The sequence below is a fragment of the Saccharothrix ecbatanensis genome (assembly GCF_014205015.1).
Classification (GTDB): Bacteria; Actinomycetota; Actinomycetes; order Mycobacteriales; family Pseudonocardiaceae; genus Actinosynnema; species Actinosynnema ecbatanense.
The window spans coordinates 7,326,985-7,343,554 of sequence record NZ_JACHMO010000001.1 but is presented as its reverse complement, the minus strand read 5'-3'; the positions used below and the strand labels follow the sequence as shown (position 1 = coordinate 7,343,554).

Annotated in this window: 19 protein-coding genes; 10 read left to right on the top strand and 9 right to left on the bottom strand. The window is 69.8% G+C overall.

Annotation, left to right across the window (positions count from 1 at the left end; translation table 11 throughout):
- Positions 1 to 65 precede the first annotated feature (65 nt).
- Positions 66 to 1,256, top strand: a complete 1,191-nt coding sequence (locus F4560_RS31985; protein WP_312869603.1) for a S8 family serine peptidase — start codon at positions 66 to 68, stop codon at positions 1,254 to 1,256.
- Positions 1,257 to 1,280: 24 nt separating this feature from the next.
- Here F4560_RS31985 and F4560_RS31980 read toward each other — a convergent pair whose 3' ends face one another.
- The 3 genes from F4560_RS31980 to F4560_RS31970 all read right to left on the bottom strand — a co-directional run bounded on the left by F4560_RS31980 (position 1,281) and on the right by F4560_RS31970 (position 4,024).
- A complete protein-coding gene (locus F4560_RS31980) occupies positions 1,281 to 2,189 on the bottom strand; it encodes an ABC transporter ATP-binding protein (protein WP_184926498.1) in 909 nt (302 codons plus the stop codon).
- A gap of 143 nt (positions 2,190 to 2,332) precedes the next feature.
- Positions 2,333 to 3,097 (bottom strand): hypothetical protein, encoded by a 765-nt coding sequence (locus tag F4560_RS31975; protein WP_184926496.1) that lies wholly within the window; start codon positions 3,095 to 3,097, stop codon positions 2,333 to 2,335.
- A gap of 6 nt (positions 3,098 to 3,103) precedes the next feature.
- Entirely contained in the window at positions 3,104 to 4,024 is a 921-nt protein-coding gene (locus F4560_RS31970; RefSeq protein ID WP_184926494.1) for an ABC transporter ATP-binding protein, read from the bottom strand.
- A gap of 211 nt (positions 4,025 to 4,235) precedes the next feature.
- Here F4560_RS31970 and F4560_RS31965 point away from each other — a divergent pair, with 211 nt between their 5' ends.
- Entirely contained in the window at positions 4,236 to 4,670 is a 435-nt protein-coding gene (locus tag F4560_RS31965; RefSeq protein WP_184926491.1) for a PPOX class F420-dependent oxidoreductase, read from the top strand.
- Between the two features lie 106 nt (positions 4,671 to 4,776).
- Here the strand turns inward: F4560_RS31965 and F4560_RS31960 are convergent, their stop codons facing one another.
- The gene (locus tag F4560_RS31960) at positions 4,777 to 5,571 is read right to left on the bottom strand and encodes an HAD family hydrolase (RefSeq protein WP_184926489.1); all 795 of its coding nucleotides are present in this window, start codon (positions 5,569 to 5,571) and stop codon (positions 4,777 to 4,779) included.
- Positions 5,572 to 5,637: 66 nt separating this feature from the next.
- On the opposite strand from F4560_RS31960, the gene F4560_RS31955 reads away from it, so the two are divergent.
- Entirely contained in the window at positions 5,638 to 6,207 is a 570-nt protein-coding gene (locus F4560_RS31955; protein ID WP_184926487.1) for a TetR/AcrR family transcriptional regulator, read from the top strand.
- Positions 6,207 to 7,118, top strand: coding sequence for an SDR family oxidoreductase (locus F4560_RS31950; RefSeq protein ID WP_184926485.1), 912 nt, complete (start codon positions 6,207 to 6,209; stop codon positions 7,116 to 7,118). The genes F4560_RS31955 and F4560_RS31950 overlap by 1 nt, the downstream gene beginning before the upstream one ends.
- Positions 7,119 to 7,149: 31 nt before the next feature.
- Here F4560_RS31950 and F4560_RS31945 read toward each other — a convergent pair whose 3' ends face one another.
- From F4560_RS31945 to F4560_RS31935, 3 genes are all read right to left on the bottom strand, one after another.
- On the bottom strand, positions 7,150 to 7,806 hold the full coding sequence (locus tag F4560_RS31945; RefSeq protein ID WP_184926483.1) for a response regulator: 657 nt from the start codon (positions 7,804 to 7,806) through the stop codon (positions 7,150 to 7,152).
- A 27-nt stretch (positions 7,807 to 7,833) separates the two neighbouring features.
- Entirely contained in the window at positions 7,834 to 8,997 is a 1,164-nt protein-coding gene (locus F4560_RS31940) for a sensor histidine kinase (protein ID WP_184929514.1), read from the bottom strand.
- A 124-nt stretch (positions 8,998 to 9,121) separates the two neighbouring features.
- Positions 9,122 to 9,610: a hypothetical protein gene (locus F4560_RS31935; RefSeq protein WP_184926481.1), complete on the bottom strand. Its 489-nt coding sequence runs from the start codon at positions 9,608 to 9,610 to the stop codon at positions 9,122 to 9,124.
- 85 nt (positions 9,611 to 9,695) lie between these two features.
- On the opposite strand from F4560_RS31935, the gene F4560_RS31930 reads away from it, so the two are divergent.
- The 6 genes from F4560_RS31930 (at position 9,696) to F4560_RS31905 (ending at position 15,458) form a co-directional block, all read left to right on the top strand.
- Positions 9,696 to 11,267, top strand: coding sequence for a dynamin family protein (locus tag F4560_RS31930; protein ID WP_184926478.1), 1,572 nt, complete (start codon positions 9,696 to 9,698; stop codon positions 11,265 to 11,267).
- A complete protein-coding gene (grpE, locus tag F4560_RS31925; RefSeq protein ID WP_184926476.1) occupies positions 11,264 to 11,644 on the top strand; it encodes a nucleotide exchange factor GrpE in 381 nt (126 codons plus the stop codon). Before F4560_RS31930 ends, grpE begins: the two co-directional genes overlap by 4 nt.
- Positions 11,645 to 11,666: 22 nt before the next feature.
- Positions 11,667 to 13,484, top strand: coding sequence for a dynamin family protein (locus F4560_RS31920; protein ID WP_184926474.1), 1,818 nt, complete (start codon positions 11,667 to 11,669; stop codon positions 13,482 to 13,484).
- A gap of 94 nt (positions 13,485 to 13,578) precedes the next feature.
- Positions 13,579 to 14,253 carry a DUF6802 family protein gene (locus tag F4560_RS31915; RefSeq protein ID WP_184926472.1) on the top strand — a complete coding sequence of 225 codons (675 nt, stop codon included), beginning with the start codon at positions 13,579 to 13,581 and terminating at the stop codon, positions 14,251 to 14,253.
- A 165-nt stretch (positions 14,254 to 14,418) separates the two neighbouring features.
- Positions 14,419 to 14,964: a DddA-like double-stranded DNA deaminase toxin gene (locus tag F4560_RS31910; protein ID WP_184926470.1), complete on the top strand. Its 546-nt coding sequence runs from the start codon at positions 14,419 to 14,421 to the stop codon at positions 14,962 to 14,964.
- Entirely contained in the window at positions 14,961 to 15,458 is a 498-nt protein-coding gene (locus F4560_RS31905; protein WP_184926468.1) for an Imm1 family immunity protein, read from the top strand. The genes F4560_RS31910 and F4560_RS31905 overlap by 4 nt, the downstream gene beginning before the upstream one ends.
- Here F4560_RS31905 and F4560_RS31900 read toward each other — a convergent pair.
- Positions 15,455 to 15,631, bottom strand: a complete 177-nt coding sequence (locus tag F4560_RS31900; protein ID WP_184926466.1) for a DUF397 domain-containing protein — start codon at positions 15,629 to 15,631, stop codon at positions 15,455 to 15,457. The genes F4560_RS31905 and F4560_RS31900 overlap by 4 nt on opposite strands.
- Positions 15,628 to 16,488 carry a helix-turn-helix domain-containing protein gene (locus F4560_RS31895; protein ID WP_184926464.1) on the bottom strand — a complete coding sequence of 287 codons (861 nt, stop codon included), beginning with the start codon at positions 16,486 to 16,488 and terminating at the stop codon, positions 15,628 to 15,630. Before F4560_RS31895 ends, F4560_RS31900 begins: the two co-directional genes overlap by 4 nt.
- Positions 16,489 to 16,570: the final 82 nt, after the last annotated feature.

Genomic DNA, 16,570 nt, shown 5'->3' with positions numbered 1-16,570 from the left:
GAATCGGGAACTGTGAAACATGACCGACATGGAATATTTGTGATCCCGAACACAAGGGGAATTGGGTGACGGGGAGAGCGGTGGTCGTCGCGGTCCTGATCGCGATGATCATTCCGGGGGTCGCCGGAGCGCAGACGATCGAGGAACAGCAGTGGCACCTCGCCGCCCTCGGCGTACCGGACGCGCACGCGATCACACGCGGCGACGGGGTGGTCGTCGCGGTGGTGGATTCGGGCGTGGACGGCACCGCGCCGGACCTCGCGGGCGCGTTGCTGCCCGGCACGGGGTTCGGCACGGCGAGCGGCACGGACGGCACCCGGGACAACGACGGCCACGGCACCGCGATGGCGACGCTGATCGCCGGGCGGGGCGTGGACGGGGGTGCGCTCGGCGTGGCGCCCGGCGCGAGGATCCTGCCGGTCTCGGTCGGCGCGGACGGCGCCAAGTTCAGCACCGCGGCCGTCTCCGAGGGCGTGACCTGGGCCGTCGACCAGGGCGCCGACGTGGTCAACCTGTCCCTGACGTCGCTCGCGACGCTCACCCCGGACCTGCTGCGCGCGATCAACTACGCGCTCGACCACGACGTCGTGGTGATCGCGGGCACCGGCAACGAGGGTGAGGAGCACATCGGCGCGCCCGCCAACATCAAGGGCGTCATCGCGGTCTCGGGCACGGTCAACGGCAACGGGCCGTGGCCGGAGTCGAACACCGGCCCGGAAGCGGTGCTGGCCGCGCCGGCGCAGGGGATCGTCACCGCCATGCCGCTGACGGTCCAGAGCACCGGGTACGCCGGGATCGACGGCACCAGTGCGGCGACGGCCCTGGTCTCCGGCGCGGCGGCGCTCGTCCGGGCCCGCTACCCGGACCTGGACGCGGGCAACGTGGTGAACCGGCTCATCGTCACCGCGACCGACCTGATGGCGCCCGGGAGGGACAGCCAGACCGGGTTCGGCCTGGTCAACCCGGTGGCGGCGCTGACCGCCGACGTGCCGCCGGTCGAGCGGAACCCGCTGGCCCCGCCGCCGCGCACGTCGTCCGCCACGCCTCCGCCGGCGTCGGTCGAGAGCCTGCCCGCGCCGCCGTTCGAGTCGGGTGACCAGACCCCGATCCTGATGGCGGCCGGTGGCGTCGCCGCGGTCGTTCTCGTGGTGGCGCTGCTCCTGGTCCGCCGCAACCGCGTCCGCCGCACTCCCGTTCCGGTCGTGACCGAAATCCCGTCGCCGTCCGACGACTTCTGGCGCGGTGACCGCCCCTGATCGACGACCACCCCTGATCGCTGATTACTCGTGCGCGTGGTATTCGACGGATTCCTTCGTGAGTTGCATGAAGGCTTCCTCCAGTGAACCGAGTTGCGGGCTCAACTCGTGCAGCGTGATGCCGTTCGCGGCGGCCAACTCGCCGATGAACGACGACTCCACGCCGTGCACGACGAGCGCGCCGTCGGAGGCCGCGGCATCGGCGACACGGGCGCGTCCGCTCAGCAATTCACGCAGCTGTTCGGCCTGGGGCGTGCGGACGCGGACGGTGTCCTCGGTGGCGTCCTTGATGAACTGCTCGACGCTGGTCTGCGCGATGAGCCTGCCGCGCCCGATCACGATCAGGTCCTGCGCGGTCTGGGCCATCTCCGACAGCAGGTGGCTGGACACGAACACGGTCCGGCCCTCGTCGGCGAGCCGGTGCATGAACTGGCGGATCCAGTGGATGCCCTCCGGGTCGAGGCCGTTGACCGGCTCGTCGAACATCAGCACCTCGGGGTCGCCCAGCAGCGCCCCCGCGATGCCGAGCCGCTGGGACATGCCCAGCGAGAAGCCGCCCGCGCGGCGCTTGGCGACCTGGGTCAGGCCGACCATCTCCAGCACCTCGTCCACGCGCGCGGTGTGGATGTTGTTGGACCGGGCCAGCCAGTGCAGGTGCGCCCGCGCCGACCGGTTGGGGTGCACCCACTTCGCGTCGAGCAGCGCGCCGACGACGCGCAGCGGCTGGTGCAGCGACCCGTAGTCCTTGCCGTTCACGGTGACCCGGCCGCGCGTGGGGTGGTCCAGGCCCAGGATCATCCGCATGGTGGTGGACTTGCCCGCGCCGTTGGGCCCGAGGAAGCCGGTCACCCGACCCGGCTGCACGGTGAACGACAGGTTGTCCACGGCCACCGTCTTGCCGTAGTGCTTGGTGAGGCCGGTCGCTTCGATCATGACATCTCCCGTCCGATCTAACGCTTGTGGCGAAACCTAAGGCAGAAGAGCCCGGGTCACCTCCCCGTAAGGCGACCCGAGCTCCTCCTTTCCCCCTGTCGTCCCGCGCGCCCGGCCCCCGACGCCGGCCACGCGGGCTCCCCCTACGCGTCCCGCCGCTTCACGACCACCAGCGAGATGATGTAGATGGCCAGCGCGACGGCCGCGAAGTACCCGAAAGAACCCCACGGGCTCAGCTCGCCGATGGCGGGCGGGCCCTGACCGTCCGGGATGACGCTCGGGTCCGGGCTGCCGAAGATGAACTTGCCGGCCACGGTGAACGGCATCCACTTCTGGATGTCGTCGCCGATGTTCGGGATGAACCCGACCACGCTCTCCAGCACCAGCGCGAACACCAGGATGATCGACACCGCGCCCGCGGTCTGCCGCACCAGCGTGCCGACGCCCAGCGCGAGCAGCGCGCCCGCCGCGTAGACGAGGCCGACGCCCGCCACGTGCCGCCAGTCGTTGGCCGATTCGAGCGCCAGCTCGGAGGTGTTGTCCGCGAGCAGCCAGCTCAGGCCCCACGACCCGAACGCGGAGACCAGGCCGACCAGACCGGCCAGCAGCACCACGACGACCGCCTTGGCGACCAGCGGCGAGATGCGGTCCGGCACCGCCTGGAACGTCGCCTTGATCGTGCCGAAGCGGTACTCGGTGGTGACCGCCAGCGCGGCCATCACCATGATCACGTACAGCCCGAGGTTGTGCACGAACACCGCGCCCAGCACCGGCATCGGCGATTCGGCGCCCCAGTTCGCCGCGATGATCGCGGTGATGCCGATGGTCAACCCGAGGGCGAGCAGCATGGACCACCACGGCGAGCGCGTGGTGAAGAGCTTGATCCGTTCAACGGCGAGCAGAGTCATCGGTGGTCACTTCCCCGTCTCGGCGAGCTCGGCGTGGTACTCCACGGAATCGCCGGTGAGCTGCATGAATGCCTGTTCGAGCGAACCGCGTTGCGGGCTCAACTCGTGCAGCACGACGCCGCTCGCAGCCGCGATGTCCCCGATCTCGTCACTGGTCACACCCGCCACGACGAGCGAACCGTCGTCTTCCTCGCTGACGGTGAAGCCCTTGTCGACAAGCATGGCACCCAGCTTGTCCGCGTGCGGGCTGCGCACCTTGACCGTGTTCTCGGTCGACCGCTCCACGAACTCGGTGGTGCTGGACTGCGAGATGAGCTTGCCGCGCCCGATGACCACCAGGTCCTGGGCGGTGACCGCCATCTCGGACAGCAGGTGGCTGGACACCAGCACGGTCCGGCCGTCGGCGGCCAGGCCCTGCATGAACTGGCGGATCCAGAGGATGCCCTCCGGGTCGAGGCCGTTGACCGGCTCGTCGAACAGCAACACCTTCGGGTCACCCAGGAGGGCGCCCGCGATGCCGAGCCGCTGGGACATGCCCAGCGAGAAGCCGCCGGCGCGACGCTTGGCCACCTTGCTCAGGCCGACCAGGTCGAGCACCTCGTCCACCCGCCTGTCGGGCAGGCCGTTGGACTTGGCCATCCACTGGAGGTGCGCCCGCGCCGAGCGGTTCGGGTGCACCCACTTCGCGTCGAGCAGCGCGCCGACGGTCCGCAGTGGACGGTCGAGCTGCGCGTACGGCTTGCCGTCGATCAGCACCTGTCCAGCGGTCGGCCGGTCGAGGCCGAGCATCATCCGCATGGTGGTGGACTTGCCCGCGCCGTTGGGGCCGAGAAAACCGGTGACCCGACCGGGTTCGACGGCGAAGGACAGGTTGTCCACCGCAACCGTCTTCCCGTAGCGCTTGGTGAGGCCGATAGCCTCGATCATGATTTCTCCCCTGGACGACACATCCCCCGGACTCGGGTAAACCTTGCCCGGTCCACGGGGTCTCGCACATCGGTCTGTAGTTGACTCGGCCGTGCGACTTCAGTCTTATCGTGGTCAATACCTCGGTCGTAGTAATCGGTGACCACCCTGAGTTGTCCCTGAGGGGCCGACCCGGTAGTTCTCAGGGACGGGCGGCAACTACGGTGCGGTCATGGCTTACACCGAGGCACCCGACGGCTGGTGGCGCGAGTTCGTGTCGGCCGCGCCGGCCCGGACCGGCAAGCTCGCGGTCGTGCGCAAGGACGGGTCGCCGCACGTCTCACCCGTGTGGGTGGACCTGGACGGCGGCACGCTCGTGTTCACCACGCACCTGGAGTCGATCAAGGGCAAGGCGATCGCGCGCGACGGCCGGGTGGCGGTCTGCCTGGACGACGAACGGCCGCCGTTCGCGTTCGTCACGGTGTCCGGCCGGGCCGAGATCGAGGACGACCTCGAGCAGGTGCGCTACTGGGCGGGCCGCATCGGCGCCCGGTACATGGGCGCGGACCGGGCGAACGAGTACGCCGAGCGCAACGGCGTGCCCGGCGAGGTGGTCGTCCGCATCCGCGACGCCAAGGTCGTCGCCAAGGTCGCCATCGCCGACTGATCCCCGCGAGTCCTACGTTCAGGCCCCGTGAGTCCTACGTTCAGAACACCCGTGTCCTACGTTCAGGACCCCCGAATTCAACGCTCAGAACGCCGCGCCGGCCGGGTCAGGCGGCGAAGTACCGGTCCAGCACCGCCGCCGCGCCGTCGTCCAGGATCGTCCCGGTGACCGCGTCCGCGACCGCCCGCACCGCCGCCGGCGCCTGACCCATGGCGACGCCGTGCGCCGCCCACCACAGCATCGCCACGTCGTTCGAACCGTCCCCGATGGCCAGCGTGTCCTTTTCGGACACCCCCAGCTCCCGCCGCAACACCTCCAACGCCGCCCCCTTGGTCACCCCGGGAGGCGACAACGTCAGCCACGGCTCGTTGTGGTCGCACGAAGCCGACACGTCAGGCAGCTCGATGTCCAACAGCCGCAACGCCAGCTCCTCCGGCGTGCGCCCGACCCACCGCATGACCAGCCGTGACGTCGGCGTCGCCGCCAGCTCCTCGAACGACACCTCGCGCACCTCACCCCACAGGTCACCCTCCGGGAACCGCCCGAGCGACAGGTTCCCCACGCCCGTCACCTCGACCGCGAACACCGAGTCGGGCAACAGGTCGCGCAGGCGTTCGACCGACGGACCGGGCTGGAACTCGATCTTCCGCACGACCTCGCCGGAGTCCGTGTCCCACCACACCGCGCCGTTGGAGCAGATGGCCGTGGTGGCGCGCAGGCCGAGGTCCTCGACGATCGGACGGGTCCCGACGAGGCTCCGGCCGGTGGCCAACACGACGTGCGCGCCGTGGTCCACGGCACGCTTGATCGCCGCACGCACCGCCGGCGCGACGTCCTCGCGGCCGACCGGGGTGATGGTTCCGTCGATGTCCAGGGCGATGAGGCGTGGTCTCCAGGTCACTGGCGTCACCCTACTGGGCGACGTAATCCCCGAGCGACAATTACTGAACCATGGTTCAATAACCACGTGGCACGACCGAAGACGATCACGGACGAACGCCTGCTGACCGCGACGGCAGAGGTGATCGGTCGCAAGGGACCGGGGTTCACCATGGCCGACGTGGCCGCGCAAGCGGACGTCTCCGTTGGCACGGTGGCGCTGCGGTTCGGCTCGAAGAGCGGCCTGCTCCAGGCCCTGACCAGGCAGACCACGGCCGACATCACGCAGCGGATGCGTCAGGCGGCGGCACGTGAAGACCCGGTCGAGGGCCTGCGGGCCGCGCTGCTGTCGTGGTTCGAGGGCATGACGGACCCGGCCGAGGCGCAGAACCACCTGGCGCAGCTCGGCGTGGACCTGATCGACCCGGAGCTGCGCGCGCTGCTGGCCGACCTGTACGCGGCGACCGAGCAGACCGTGGTGGACATCACCCGACGGGTGGATCTTCCGCACGGTCCGCCGCCCGAACGTGCGGGGCGGGTGCTCACGGGGTTGCTCTACGGAGTGTCGATGGACTGGTCGGTCCGGCCGCGCGGTGCGCTGGCCGACCGGCTGGAGCAGGACGTGGACGCGGTGCTGGACGCGTGGAAGGGGAGATGATGGCGGATTTGACGGGCAAGGTGGCGGCGGTCACGGGGGCGACGCGAGGAGCGGGACGGGCGATCGCGGTCGAGTTGGGCGCGGCGAAGGCGACGGTGTTCGTCGGCGGCCGGTCGACGCGCGAGCAGAAGTCGCCGATCGGCCGGGACGAGACGATCGAGGAGACGGCCGAACTCGTCACGGCGGCCGGCGGCAGGGGCATCCCGGTGCGCTGCGACTTCACCGTGCCGGCGGACGTGGACGCGTTCCGCGCCCGCATCGAGTCCGAAGTGGACGGCCGGTTGGACGTCCTCGTGGACGATGTGTGGGGTGGCGAGGCGGACACCGAGTTCAAGGTCTTCTGGGAGCAGGACCTGGACCGGCAGCTGGGGATGTGGCGCAACAGCGTCCAAGCGCACCTGGTCACGCTGCACCGCCTGCTGCCGCTGCTGGTGCGGCAGCCGGGTGGGCTGCTGGTCGAGGTGACCGACGGCGACAGCGACGAGTACTACAGCGAGTCGCTGGCGTACGACTCGGTGAAGGTCGCGATCCGGCGGTTCGGCACGGTCATGGCGAAGGAGCTGGAGCCGTTCGGCGGCACGTCCGTCGCCGTCACGCCGGGTTTCCTGCGGTCGGAGCAGATGCTGGAGCACTTCGGCGTGAAGGAGGAGAACTGGCGCGACGCGATCGCCAAGGAGCCGCACTACGCGATGTCCGAGACGCCGCGCTACGTGGGGCGTGGCGTGGCGGCGTTGGCCGCCGATCCGGACCGCCACCGGTTCACCGGCAAGGCGCTCGCGTCGTGGACCCTCATGCGTGAGTACGGCTTCACCGACCTCGACGGTTCGCAACCCGACTGGGGCCGGTGGTACGAGGACGTCTTCAAGGCGGGCGTCGACCCGACCACGGCGGACGCCGCGAAGTACCGCTGAGCGAAAGCACCGCTGAGCACAAGGGACCGGGTCAGACGTCGCCGGGCCGCACGAGCCCCGTCTCGTACGCCAGCACGACGGCCTGCACCCGGTCCCGCAGCTCCAGCTTCGCCAGGATGCGCCCCACGTGCGTCTTCACCGTCGCCTCCGAGAGGAACAGCTTCCGCGCGATCTCGGTGTTCGACAGCCCCTTGGCGATCAGCACCAGCACCTCGCGCTCACGCTCGGTCAACGCCTCCAGCACCGCCGCGTCCCGCAGCTCACCGCCGCCGTCACCGAGGAACCGGCTCAGCAGCCGCTTGGTCACCGAAGGCGACACCACCGCGTCACCGCTGGCCACCGCACGCAGCGCCGACACCAGGTCACCCGGCGGAGTGTCCTTCAGCAGGAACCCGGAGGCGCCGTTCCGCAACGCCGACAACGCGTACTCGTCCAGGTCGAACGTGGTCATCACGAGGATCTTCGCGGTGCCCGCCTCGGCGATCAGCTTGGTCGCCTCGACCCCGTCCAGCACCGGCATCCGCACGTCCATCAGCACCACGTCGGGCCGCAGCCGCTCCGCCAGGTGCACGGCGTCGAGCCCGTTGGCCGCCTCACCGACCACGTCGACGTCCTCCTGCGCGCCGAGCACCATCCGGAAGCCCATGCGCATGAGCTCCTGGTCGTCCACCAGCAGTACTCGGATCACACCGTCCCCTTCATAGACACCCGCACACTATGACGGGACCAGCGGCAGCACGGCGCGGACCCGCCACCCGCCACCGGGGTTGGGACCCGCCTCCAGCGAGCCACCGAGCACGCCGGCACGTTCGCGCATGCCGATCAGCCCGTTGCCGCCGGACACCGCGACCAGGTCGTGCGGCGTGCCGAACCCGTCGTCCGCCACCTCCACCTCTACCTGATCGGCGGCCTGCGTGACGCGGACGGTGGCCGAAGCGCCCGCGCCCGCGTGCTTCAACGTGTTCGTCAACGCCTCCTGGACGATCCGGTACACGCCGAGCCCCAGACCGGCGGGCAACGCGTCGAGGTCGCCGTCCGTCTCCAGCCGCACCGGCAACCCGGTCGCCCGGCAGTTCTCGGCCAGTTCGCGCAGGTCACCGGCACCGGGTTGGGGCATCCACTGGGTGCCGGACTGGTCCTCCGAACGCAGCACGCCCAGCAGCCGCCGCAGCTCGGTCAACGCCTGCCGCCCGGTGTCCGCGATGGTCCGCACCGCCGCTTCGGCCAGGTCCGGGTTGGTCTTGATCGCGTAGCTCGCGCCGTCCGCCTGCACCACCATCACGCTCACCGCGTGCGCGACCACGTCGTGCAGCTCACGCGCGATCCGCGACCGCTCCTCGCCCACCGCGATCCGCGCCTGCTGGTCCCGTTCGGTCTCCAGCAGCTTGAGCCGCTGCTCCAGCTCCCAGTGGTAGGCCCGGCGCGCGCCGACGAACTCGCCCATCGCCCAGCTGAACCCGAACACCACCGCGATCACGAACACCATGAACGCGGCCGCGCCGGTCGCCTCCATCGGCCACAGGGCCCACACGAACGTGCCGATGGCCAGCCAGATCGCGTACAGCAGCCCTTGCCGGCGGCCGACGTACACGACCACCGTGTACAGCGCGATGGCCAGCGAGAAGTCGGCCAGCCGGAACGGCAGCCCGCTTTCGAGGTTCCCGTGCGTGACGAGCTGCACGGCACCGCCGAACAGGATGACGTACGACGCGCCCAGCGGGTACCGCCGGCGGAACACCACCGGCACGATCAACATCGCGCCGACGAACAGCAGCGTGGAGCCGGGCACCCGGGCGCCGTCGGTGGCCAGCGCGACCATGTCGAACACGAGCAGCAACCCGGCCATCAGGGAGTCCCCGAAGGCCGGGTGAGCTCGCATCCACAGGCTCAGCCGCCGCACGTGACCAGGGTAGATATCGCTCCGACGGCCGCGCGTCGCGCCACGGGTTGACCCGCGGCTAATCCTCCAGGCGGATGAGCGCGTGGACCGTGAGACGGCGTGCTTACCGTGTGGTCTTGACCTGCGTCGGGTCGACCAGGTCCTCGGCCCGCGGCGCACGAGGGCGCTCCACCGGAGCCGGAGCCGGTTCGACCCGGGTCTGCGGCGGCACGGCTCGCTGCTGCTCGTACTGCCGGTGTTCCTCGGCCATCTCATCGGCCAGTTGCTGCTGGAGCTGCCGGTCGCGGATCCGGCCGAGGATCAACATCGTGACCGCGTGCACCAACGCCAGGATCAGGAACATGACGCCGAGCTTCACCACGACGTCCTTGACCGGGTCGCCGGTGTTCACGGAGACGACCGACACGATGGCGAGCAGTCCGAGCACCACGAGGTGGAAGAGCACGGTCGCCAGCCGGGTCATCGACCTCGCCGCTTCCGGGTCGCCGTACGCGCGGCTCATGTACCCCTTGCCGCCGCGGTAGATCAGCTGGCCGTCGATCAGGACCAGCACCACGCCGAGCAGCAGGAACACCGCATAGCCCTGTTCCATGGCGCACCTCCTCGTCGATCGCGGAAATACCCCGGTGGTCGTGTTGGCAAACCGCACGACCGGCTGACGTGGCACGATCTCCGGCGTGACGACGCAGGCCCAGCAGCTCGCCGGTCCGCTCTCGGCGGCCGTGGCGAACCTGTGCGTCGGCTTGCAGGCCCAGGTGTCGCCCGCGACCGCGGCCGGGTTCCGCGAGGTGCTGCGCCGGCTGTCCGCGCCGTTGCAGGTCGCCGTCGCCGGTCGGATCAAGTCCGGTAAGTCGACGCTGGTCAACGCCCTGATCGGACGCCGGGTCGCGCCGACGGACGTGGGCGAGTGCACCCGGCTCGTGACCCGCTTCCAGTACGGCACGGTGGACCGGATCGAGGTCGTGTTCACCGACGGCCGCAAGCAGGTGCTGCCGTTCGAGTCGAACGGGTCGATCCCGTCCGACCTCGGCGTGGACATCGACAAGGTGTCCCACATCGAGGCGTACCTGACGAACGCGGTGCTGCGGGACCTGACCGTGATCGACACCCCCGGCCTGGGATCGCTGGACGCGGCGTCGGTGGCGCGCACCGAGGCGTTGCTCGGCTCGCGGGCGGACGGGGCGGATTCGACCGAGTCGGATTCCGCTGGGCTGGATTCCGCTGGGCTGGACCCCGTGTCCCGGAACGCGGTCGCCGGCGCGGAGGCCGTCCTGTACGTCGTCACGCAGGGCGTTCGTGCGGACGACCAGCAGGCGCTGGCCGCGTTCACCGCCGCGACCGCGAGCCGTGAGGCCGGTCCGGTGAACGCCATCGCGGTGTTGAACAAGGCCGACACGATCGCCGCCGAGACCGTCGAAGGTTCGGACGGCGACACGTGGCGTGCCGCCGTGCTGCTCGCCGAACGCCAGGCGCACACCCTCAAGCCGCGGGTCGCGGACGTGCTGCCGGTGATCGGCCTGGTCGCCGAGTCCACCGAGACCGGCGGCTTCACGTCGGCCGACGCGGACGCGCTGCGCCGGCTGGCCGACCTCGACGACGCGACCCGCGAGACCATGCTGATCTCGGCGGACCTGTTCGTGAGCTGGGAGTGCGACGTCCCGGTCGGCACCCGCACCCGGCTGCTGGAGAAACTCGACCTCTACGGCATCGGCAAGGCGCTCGAAGCGATCGACGGCGAACCGAACATCACGGCGGGAGCACTGCGCCGCAAGCTGCTCGACGCGTCCGGGCTGGACGGCGTGCGCGCGAAGCTCAACGCGGTGTTCCGGTCACGGGCCGACGGCATCAAGGCCGCCGCCGCGCTGGCCTCCGTGACGTCGCTGGCCGCCGCCTCCGGTGACCCGAACGAGCGGCAGCGCGTGCACAACGCGATCGAGGTGCTGCTGGCCAAGCCGGAGGCGCACCAGCTGCGGCTGCTGGAGGCGTTGACGCTGGTCGCGTCCGGCGCCGTGGCGATGCCGAACGACCTGGTGGAAGAGGTGCTGCGGTTCGGCAGCTCGCCGGACCTGTCCGAGCAGCTCGGTTTGAGGGGCCGGCCGCCCCAGGAGCTGATGGCCTACGCGCTGGAACGGGCGGGCTGGTGGCGTTCCTTCGCTTCGTTCGGCGCCACCCCCGCGCAGAGCCGGGTCGCGCACGTGGTGCACCGGGCGTACTTCCTGATCTGGCAACAACTGCGGGGACGGCGATGAGCGGAACGGAACCGGGCGCGTCCGCGTCCGACCACGCTGTGGAGACGACGACGCTGGAGCACACCATCGCCGGCGAGCTGCTCGACCAGGCGTTGGCCGAGCGGCGCGCGTTGGTGCAGCTCTGCCTGTACGCGCTGGACCGGGCTCGCAGCGCCGGGGTGGTGGAACGGCTGGAAGAGGGCCTGGCTGCCATCGGCGTGACGGCGGTGCGGCCGGACGGCGAGCGGTTCGATCCGTCCCGGCACGAGGCGGGCGGCACCGCGCCGACGGAGGACTTGTCGCTTGACGGTGTGGTCGCCGAGACCGAAGTGGTCGGGTTCACCGATCGAGGCCGGACGCTGCGCGCGCCGATCGTCACCGTCTACACCGCACGATGAGCCCGATGAGAACGAAGGCCTGATGAGCACGCTCCCGCAGATCGTCCGCCAGACCAGGGAGAAGCTGACGAACCTGGTCCGCACGCTGGACCCGGCGGCGGCGTCGTTCGTGGAGGGGCGCCGAGCCGGTCCCGCGTCCGTCGTGGTCGTCGGTGAGACGAACCGGGGCAAGAGTTCGCTGGTCAACGCCCTGTTGGCGACGCCGGGCCTGTCACCGGTGGACGCCGAGGTGGCGACCGCGACGTACCTCGTGTTCCGGTACGGCGAGGAGTGGGACGCCCGCGCCTGCTACGCCGGGTCGATGTCGCCGGTGCCGTTCGACCGGTCCGAGCTGGTGAACTGGGTGTCGGCGGCGCACGAGCTGCCCGAGGGCATGTTGCCGCCCCGGTACGTCGAGGTCGACGCCCCGATCCCGCTGCTGGAACGACTGTCCGTTGTGGACACCCCCGGCGTCGGCGGGCTCGACTCGGTGCACGGTGAACTGGCCGCCGAAGCCGCCGCCACCGCGACCGCGCTGCTGTTCGTGGTGGACGCGTCGGCCCCGTTCACGCGCGGTGAGCTGGACTTCCTCCGCACGGTCGGCGAGCGCGTGGAGACCGTGGTGTTCGCCTTGGCCAAGGTCGACCAGTACCGGGGTTGGCGGCAGGTGATGGAGGCGGACCAGGCGTTGCTGGCGGAGCACGCGCCCCGGTTCCGCGGCGCCACGTTCCACCCGGTGTCGTCGCGGATGTTCGAGCTGGCTTCGAAGGCGCCGAACCCGGACGCGGCGGCGATGCTGCGCGAGCGGTCCGGGATCGGGGAGTTGCAGGAGGCGTTGCAGGAGCTGGTGGTCGGTCGGGCGGCGATGCTCGGCGAGGCCAACGGGTTGCGTGCGCTGGCGACCGTGCTCGACGAGCTGATCGCGCGTCAGGAGGCGGACAAGCGCGCGCTGTCGTCCGGTGAAGAGGAAGCCGAGACGCTGCGCGGACGGCGTGACGAGCTGAACTCCCAACGCCGTTCGTCCACGCGCAGTTGGCAGGTCCGGCTGCGTGGCGAGGTGCAGCGCGCCCGGGTGGAAGGGGCGCACGAGGTCAGCCGGCAGATGCGGGACGTGCAGACGTGGTTCCGCACGGCCATCGACGCGGCGGACCGCGAGCGGCTGGCGGCGTTGCCGCAGCAGGTGGACGCGGCGTTGCAGATGGTGTCCGGGCGGATCAGCGCCGGGTTGGCGGTGCGGCTGGCGAAGGTGGCGGACTCGGCGCTGGCGGACCTGTTCTCGGCGGACGAGCTGGCCGTGATCCGCAGCCAGTTCGCGCGGGGCGTGACGCCGCCGGTCGTGCTGAGGCCGCCGGAGAAGCGCGCGCCGACGGCCGAGGACAAGCTCCTGGTGTTCATGGGCGTGTCCGGCGGGTTGGGCGCGGGCCGGTTGGCCGCGTTGCCGCTGGCCGGGCTCGGGGTGGCGGCGCTGAACCCGATCGTGCTGCCGGTGACGATCGCGCTGGGGCTCGGCGCGGGCTGGTGGATGGCCCGGACCCGCAAGCACTCGGCCGACAAGCAGCACCTCAAGCAGTGGCTGTCGGATGCCATCGCGGACGCGCGGTCCACCGTGGACCAGTTGGTGGCGGAGCAGTTGATCGAGGCGGAGCAGCAGTTGTCGCTGGCGTTGGACGACGCGTTGGGCAAGCGGGTCGACGCGATCGAGGCAGAGCTGCGCGAGGTCGACAAGGCGTTGCGGATGGAAGCCGGTGAACGCGCTCGTGCGTTGCAGGCGGTGACGCGGCGGGTGGCCGAGCTGACCGCGGGCCGGGTGAAGGTGGACGAGTTGCTCGGCCGGATCCGGGCGGTGCGCGACCGCGTCTAGTCGATCAGTGCGGGGTGACGTGCCTTTCGCAACGGAACCGAACAGGCATAACGTGAGTCATACCTGGAGGTAGAACGCGGGAGGGTGGGAAACGGTGTACATCGACGAAACAGGCGCGACCGACGGCGAGCTGAAGGTCACGGTCAGCGACGAGGAGTACACCGCCGAGGCGACCTACGACCTGGACCAGGACGGTGTCGAGGAGAGCGCGGTCGTGGAGACCGACGACGGCGGGCACCTGGCGTTCAGCGACACGGACGGCGATGGTCAGGCCGACCTGATGAGCACGTTCGACGCCGACGGCGAGCTGACCAGCCAGGCCAAGTTCGACGAGGGTTCCGGCGAGTGGATCGCGGTGGAGCCGTCGGACGACCACAGCCAGCAGACGAACACGAACGCGGGCAAGTCGATCGTGGTCGACACCGAGGACGGCGCCGACCAGAACGTCGGGCCGGCCACCGAGGACACCGACGGCGACGGCCGGGCGGACACGGCGGTCGTGCGTGACGACGAGGGCGACACCTGGCTCTTCACCGACGCCGATGGCGACGGCAACGCCGACCTGGCCACCGAGATCACCCAGGACGGCGAGGTCACCGTCTCGAAGCACACCGGTGACGACGAGTGGACCGAGGTCGAACACGGCCGCATCGGCGAGGACGGCAAGTACACGCCCGACAGCGACGAGGCCTGGTCGGAGGAGAAGGTGACGGTCTCCGGCGTGGTCCGCATCGACGCCGTGACCGGCCAGTGGATCAGCCCGAACTGAGCCCCGAACTGACCGTTCGTGTCCACGAGCCTTGCTGAAGTCGCCGCTGCGATCGACGCCTCACTGTCCAGGGCGCGTGATGCGATAGCTGTGTTCGTCCGTGCGGGTGACCTCACGGACGAGGCGGTCGGCCTGATAGAGCGGGCGTGTCAGGGTGCCGGGTCGTTGGAGGCTGATGTCGCGGAAGTCGTCAGCCTCTGGTCGCACGTGTCCCGCGACGTGGAGCGACTGCGAGACGCCCTGGCGATGGGAATCGCTTGTGCGGAGCGCTACCTGAACCACCTTCGCCTGGATTCCGGAGGCCGTGCCGACACGTCGCCCGAACCCCCTTGGGACGAACAACAGCGGAAGTCGCTCCCCGCCTACATCACCAGTGGACGGCTGTTCGACGAGGACGGTTACGGCGAACTGATCCAAAGCGGTCGCGAGCCCGACGGCGAACACCAGAGGATCGCCGACTTGCTGATCGAGCAGGACGAGGTCCCTCGAAGCGGGTTCCCCGAGGTCGCCAAGCACGTCGAGATGAAGGCGGCTTGGCGACTACGCGAAAGCAGAGCCGGCAGCGCGATGCTGATCGTGAACAACGTGGTGTGCACTGGACCGATAAGCTGCGTTGAGCTGCTCGAATCGGTGTTGCTGCCAGGACAGGTGCTGACCGTGTACGACCCGGTGAAGGCCAGGCGATTCGAGGGGAGGAGTGACGACCGGTGAACTACACCCTCCATGTCTGGTACTACCGGGCGGATGCGCCTTCGGATGCGGCGCGGACTGTGCGGTCCGAGTCGGAATTGGCTGATGTCCTGACCTATGTGCTCGCCAACCACCAGCCGAACCCCCCGGTCCTGGTGGCGAGAGAGCGGCCGAAGGTCGGTCGTCGCGGGCGGCCCGACCACCAGCTCAAGATCGACGCTGACCGTGAGAGTGCAGTGGGTGCGGTCTTGGCGATGGGGCCGCGAGACTTCGTGCCCGAGTCGGCTCCCGACTTCGCCACGACGTCACCGGACGGCGGGGTGTGGGTGGCTCGGAGCACCGCATGGGTACCGCCTGTCGGCACGCCGCCGTTGTACATCGACAAAGCGGTGATGACCGAGTTCCCTCGGAACGCTGTGCTGCCGTTGGACCTTTGGCGAGAGGCGTTGTACGAGTTCATGCGCACAGGCCTTCGCCCCACGTGCGTCGAGTGGGACGTGTCGACCGTGTACTAGCGGTCGGCGAGCCGGGTGAGGAACGAGCCCCAAGCGCGACCGGTGAACGAGAACGCCGGCCCGTGGGGATTCTTGGAGTCCCGCACGCCGACGGCAGCCTCGGTGAACCGCACCTCGACACACCCGTTGCTGCCGCCAGAGCTGTAGGTGCTCTTGAACCAACCTGTGGTCACTTGGCCTCCTTCAGCCGGTCGATCAACAGCATGCGGGTGTCTTCACTGCTCAGCGCCAACTCCTGGACCCGCGTGAAGATCCGCTGCATCGGCTCGATGTCCTCGGGCTGATCGTAGTAGGTGTATGGGCCGTGCAGAACCGACGCGAAGCTGACCGGTGTGGCCTGAGGGAAGTCCAGCACCACCAATCCGCCGCCCAGTGCCGGGTTGTTGGCGGTCCCATTCGGCACGACCCGGATGTTCACCTGTCGTTCCAACAGTTGGAGCAGGTGGAGCAACTGCCCCCGCATCACCGAAGCATCGCCGATGACGTGGTCGAGTGAGTCCTCGGTGAAGACGATGTCGATCTGCTTGGGCTCGCCGATCTCCAGCACCCTGCGCTGGTGCTCCTCGCGGAAGAGGATGCGCTCGACGGTCTCGGCCTCAGAGCTGTCCCAGTAGATGGAGTTCGACAGGCGCATGATCGCCCGGATGTAGTCCGGCGACTGCACCAGGCCCGGGACGATGCCGCACTCGTACCAGTTGATCTGCCGCGCGGCGGCCTGCAACTCCACCAGGCGTTGGAAGGGCTCGGGCAGGTTGTCGACATAGCCCCGCCGGGTCGACCGCCGCCGAGCCGCCGCACCCAGGGCGAGGATGGTCTCCCTCTCCTGACCCCGGACGCCGAAGTAGTCGAGGAGCTTGACCAGCTCTTCGGTGCCGAGCGCGCCCTTGCCGTTCTCCACCTGGCTGAGCCGGCTGGCGGAGCGGTTGATCACCGCTCCCGCCTCGCCCTGCGACTTGTTCGCGCGGCCTCGCAGCCGGGTCAGGGCGAGACCGAGCTGAAGGCGCTCGACGGTTTGCCGTGCTTGGCCCATGGTCGCTTCACTCCATCAGGGCAATGCTCAAGTAGTCAAGGTAAGTCTAATGTCTAAGACACCACGGAGAGTGGTGGTTCAC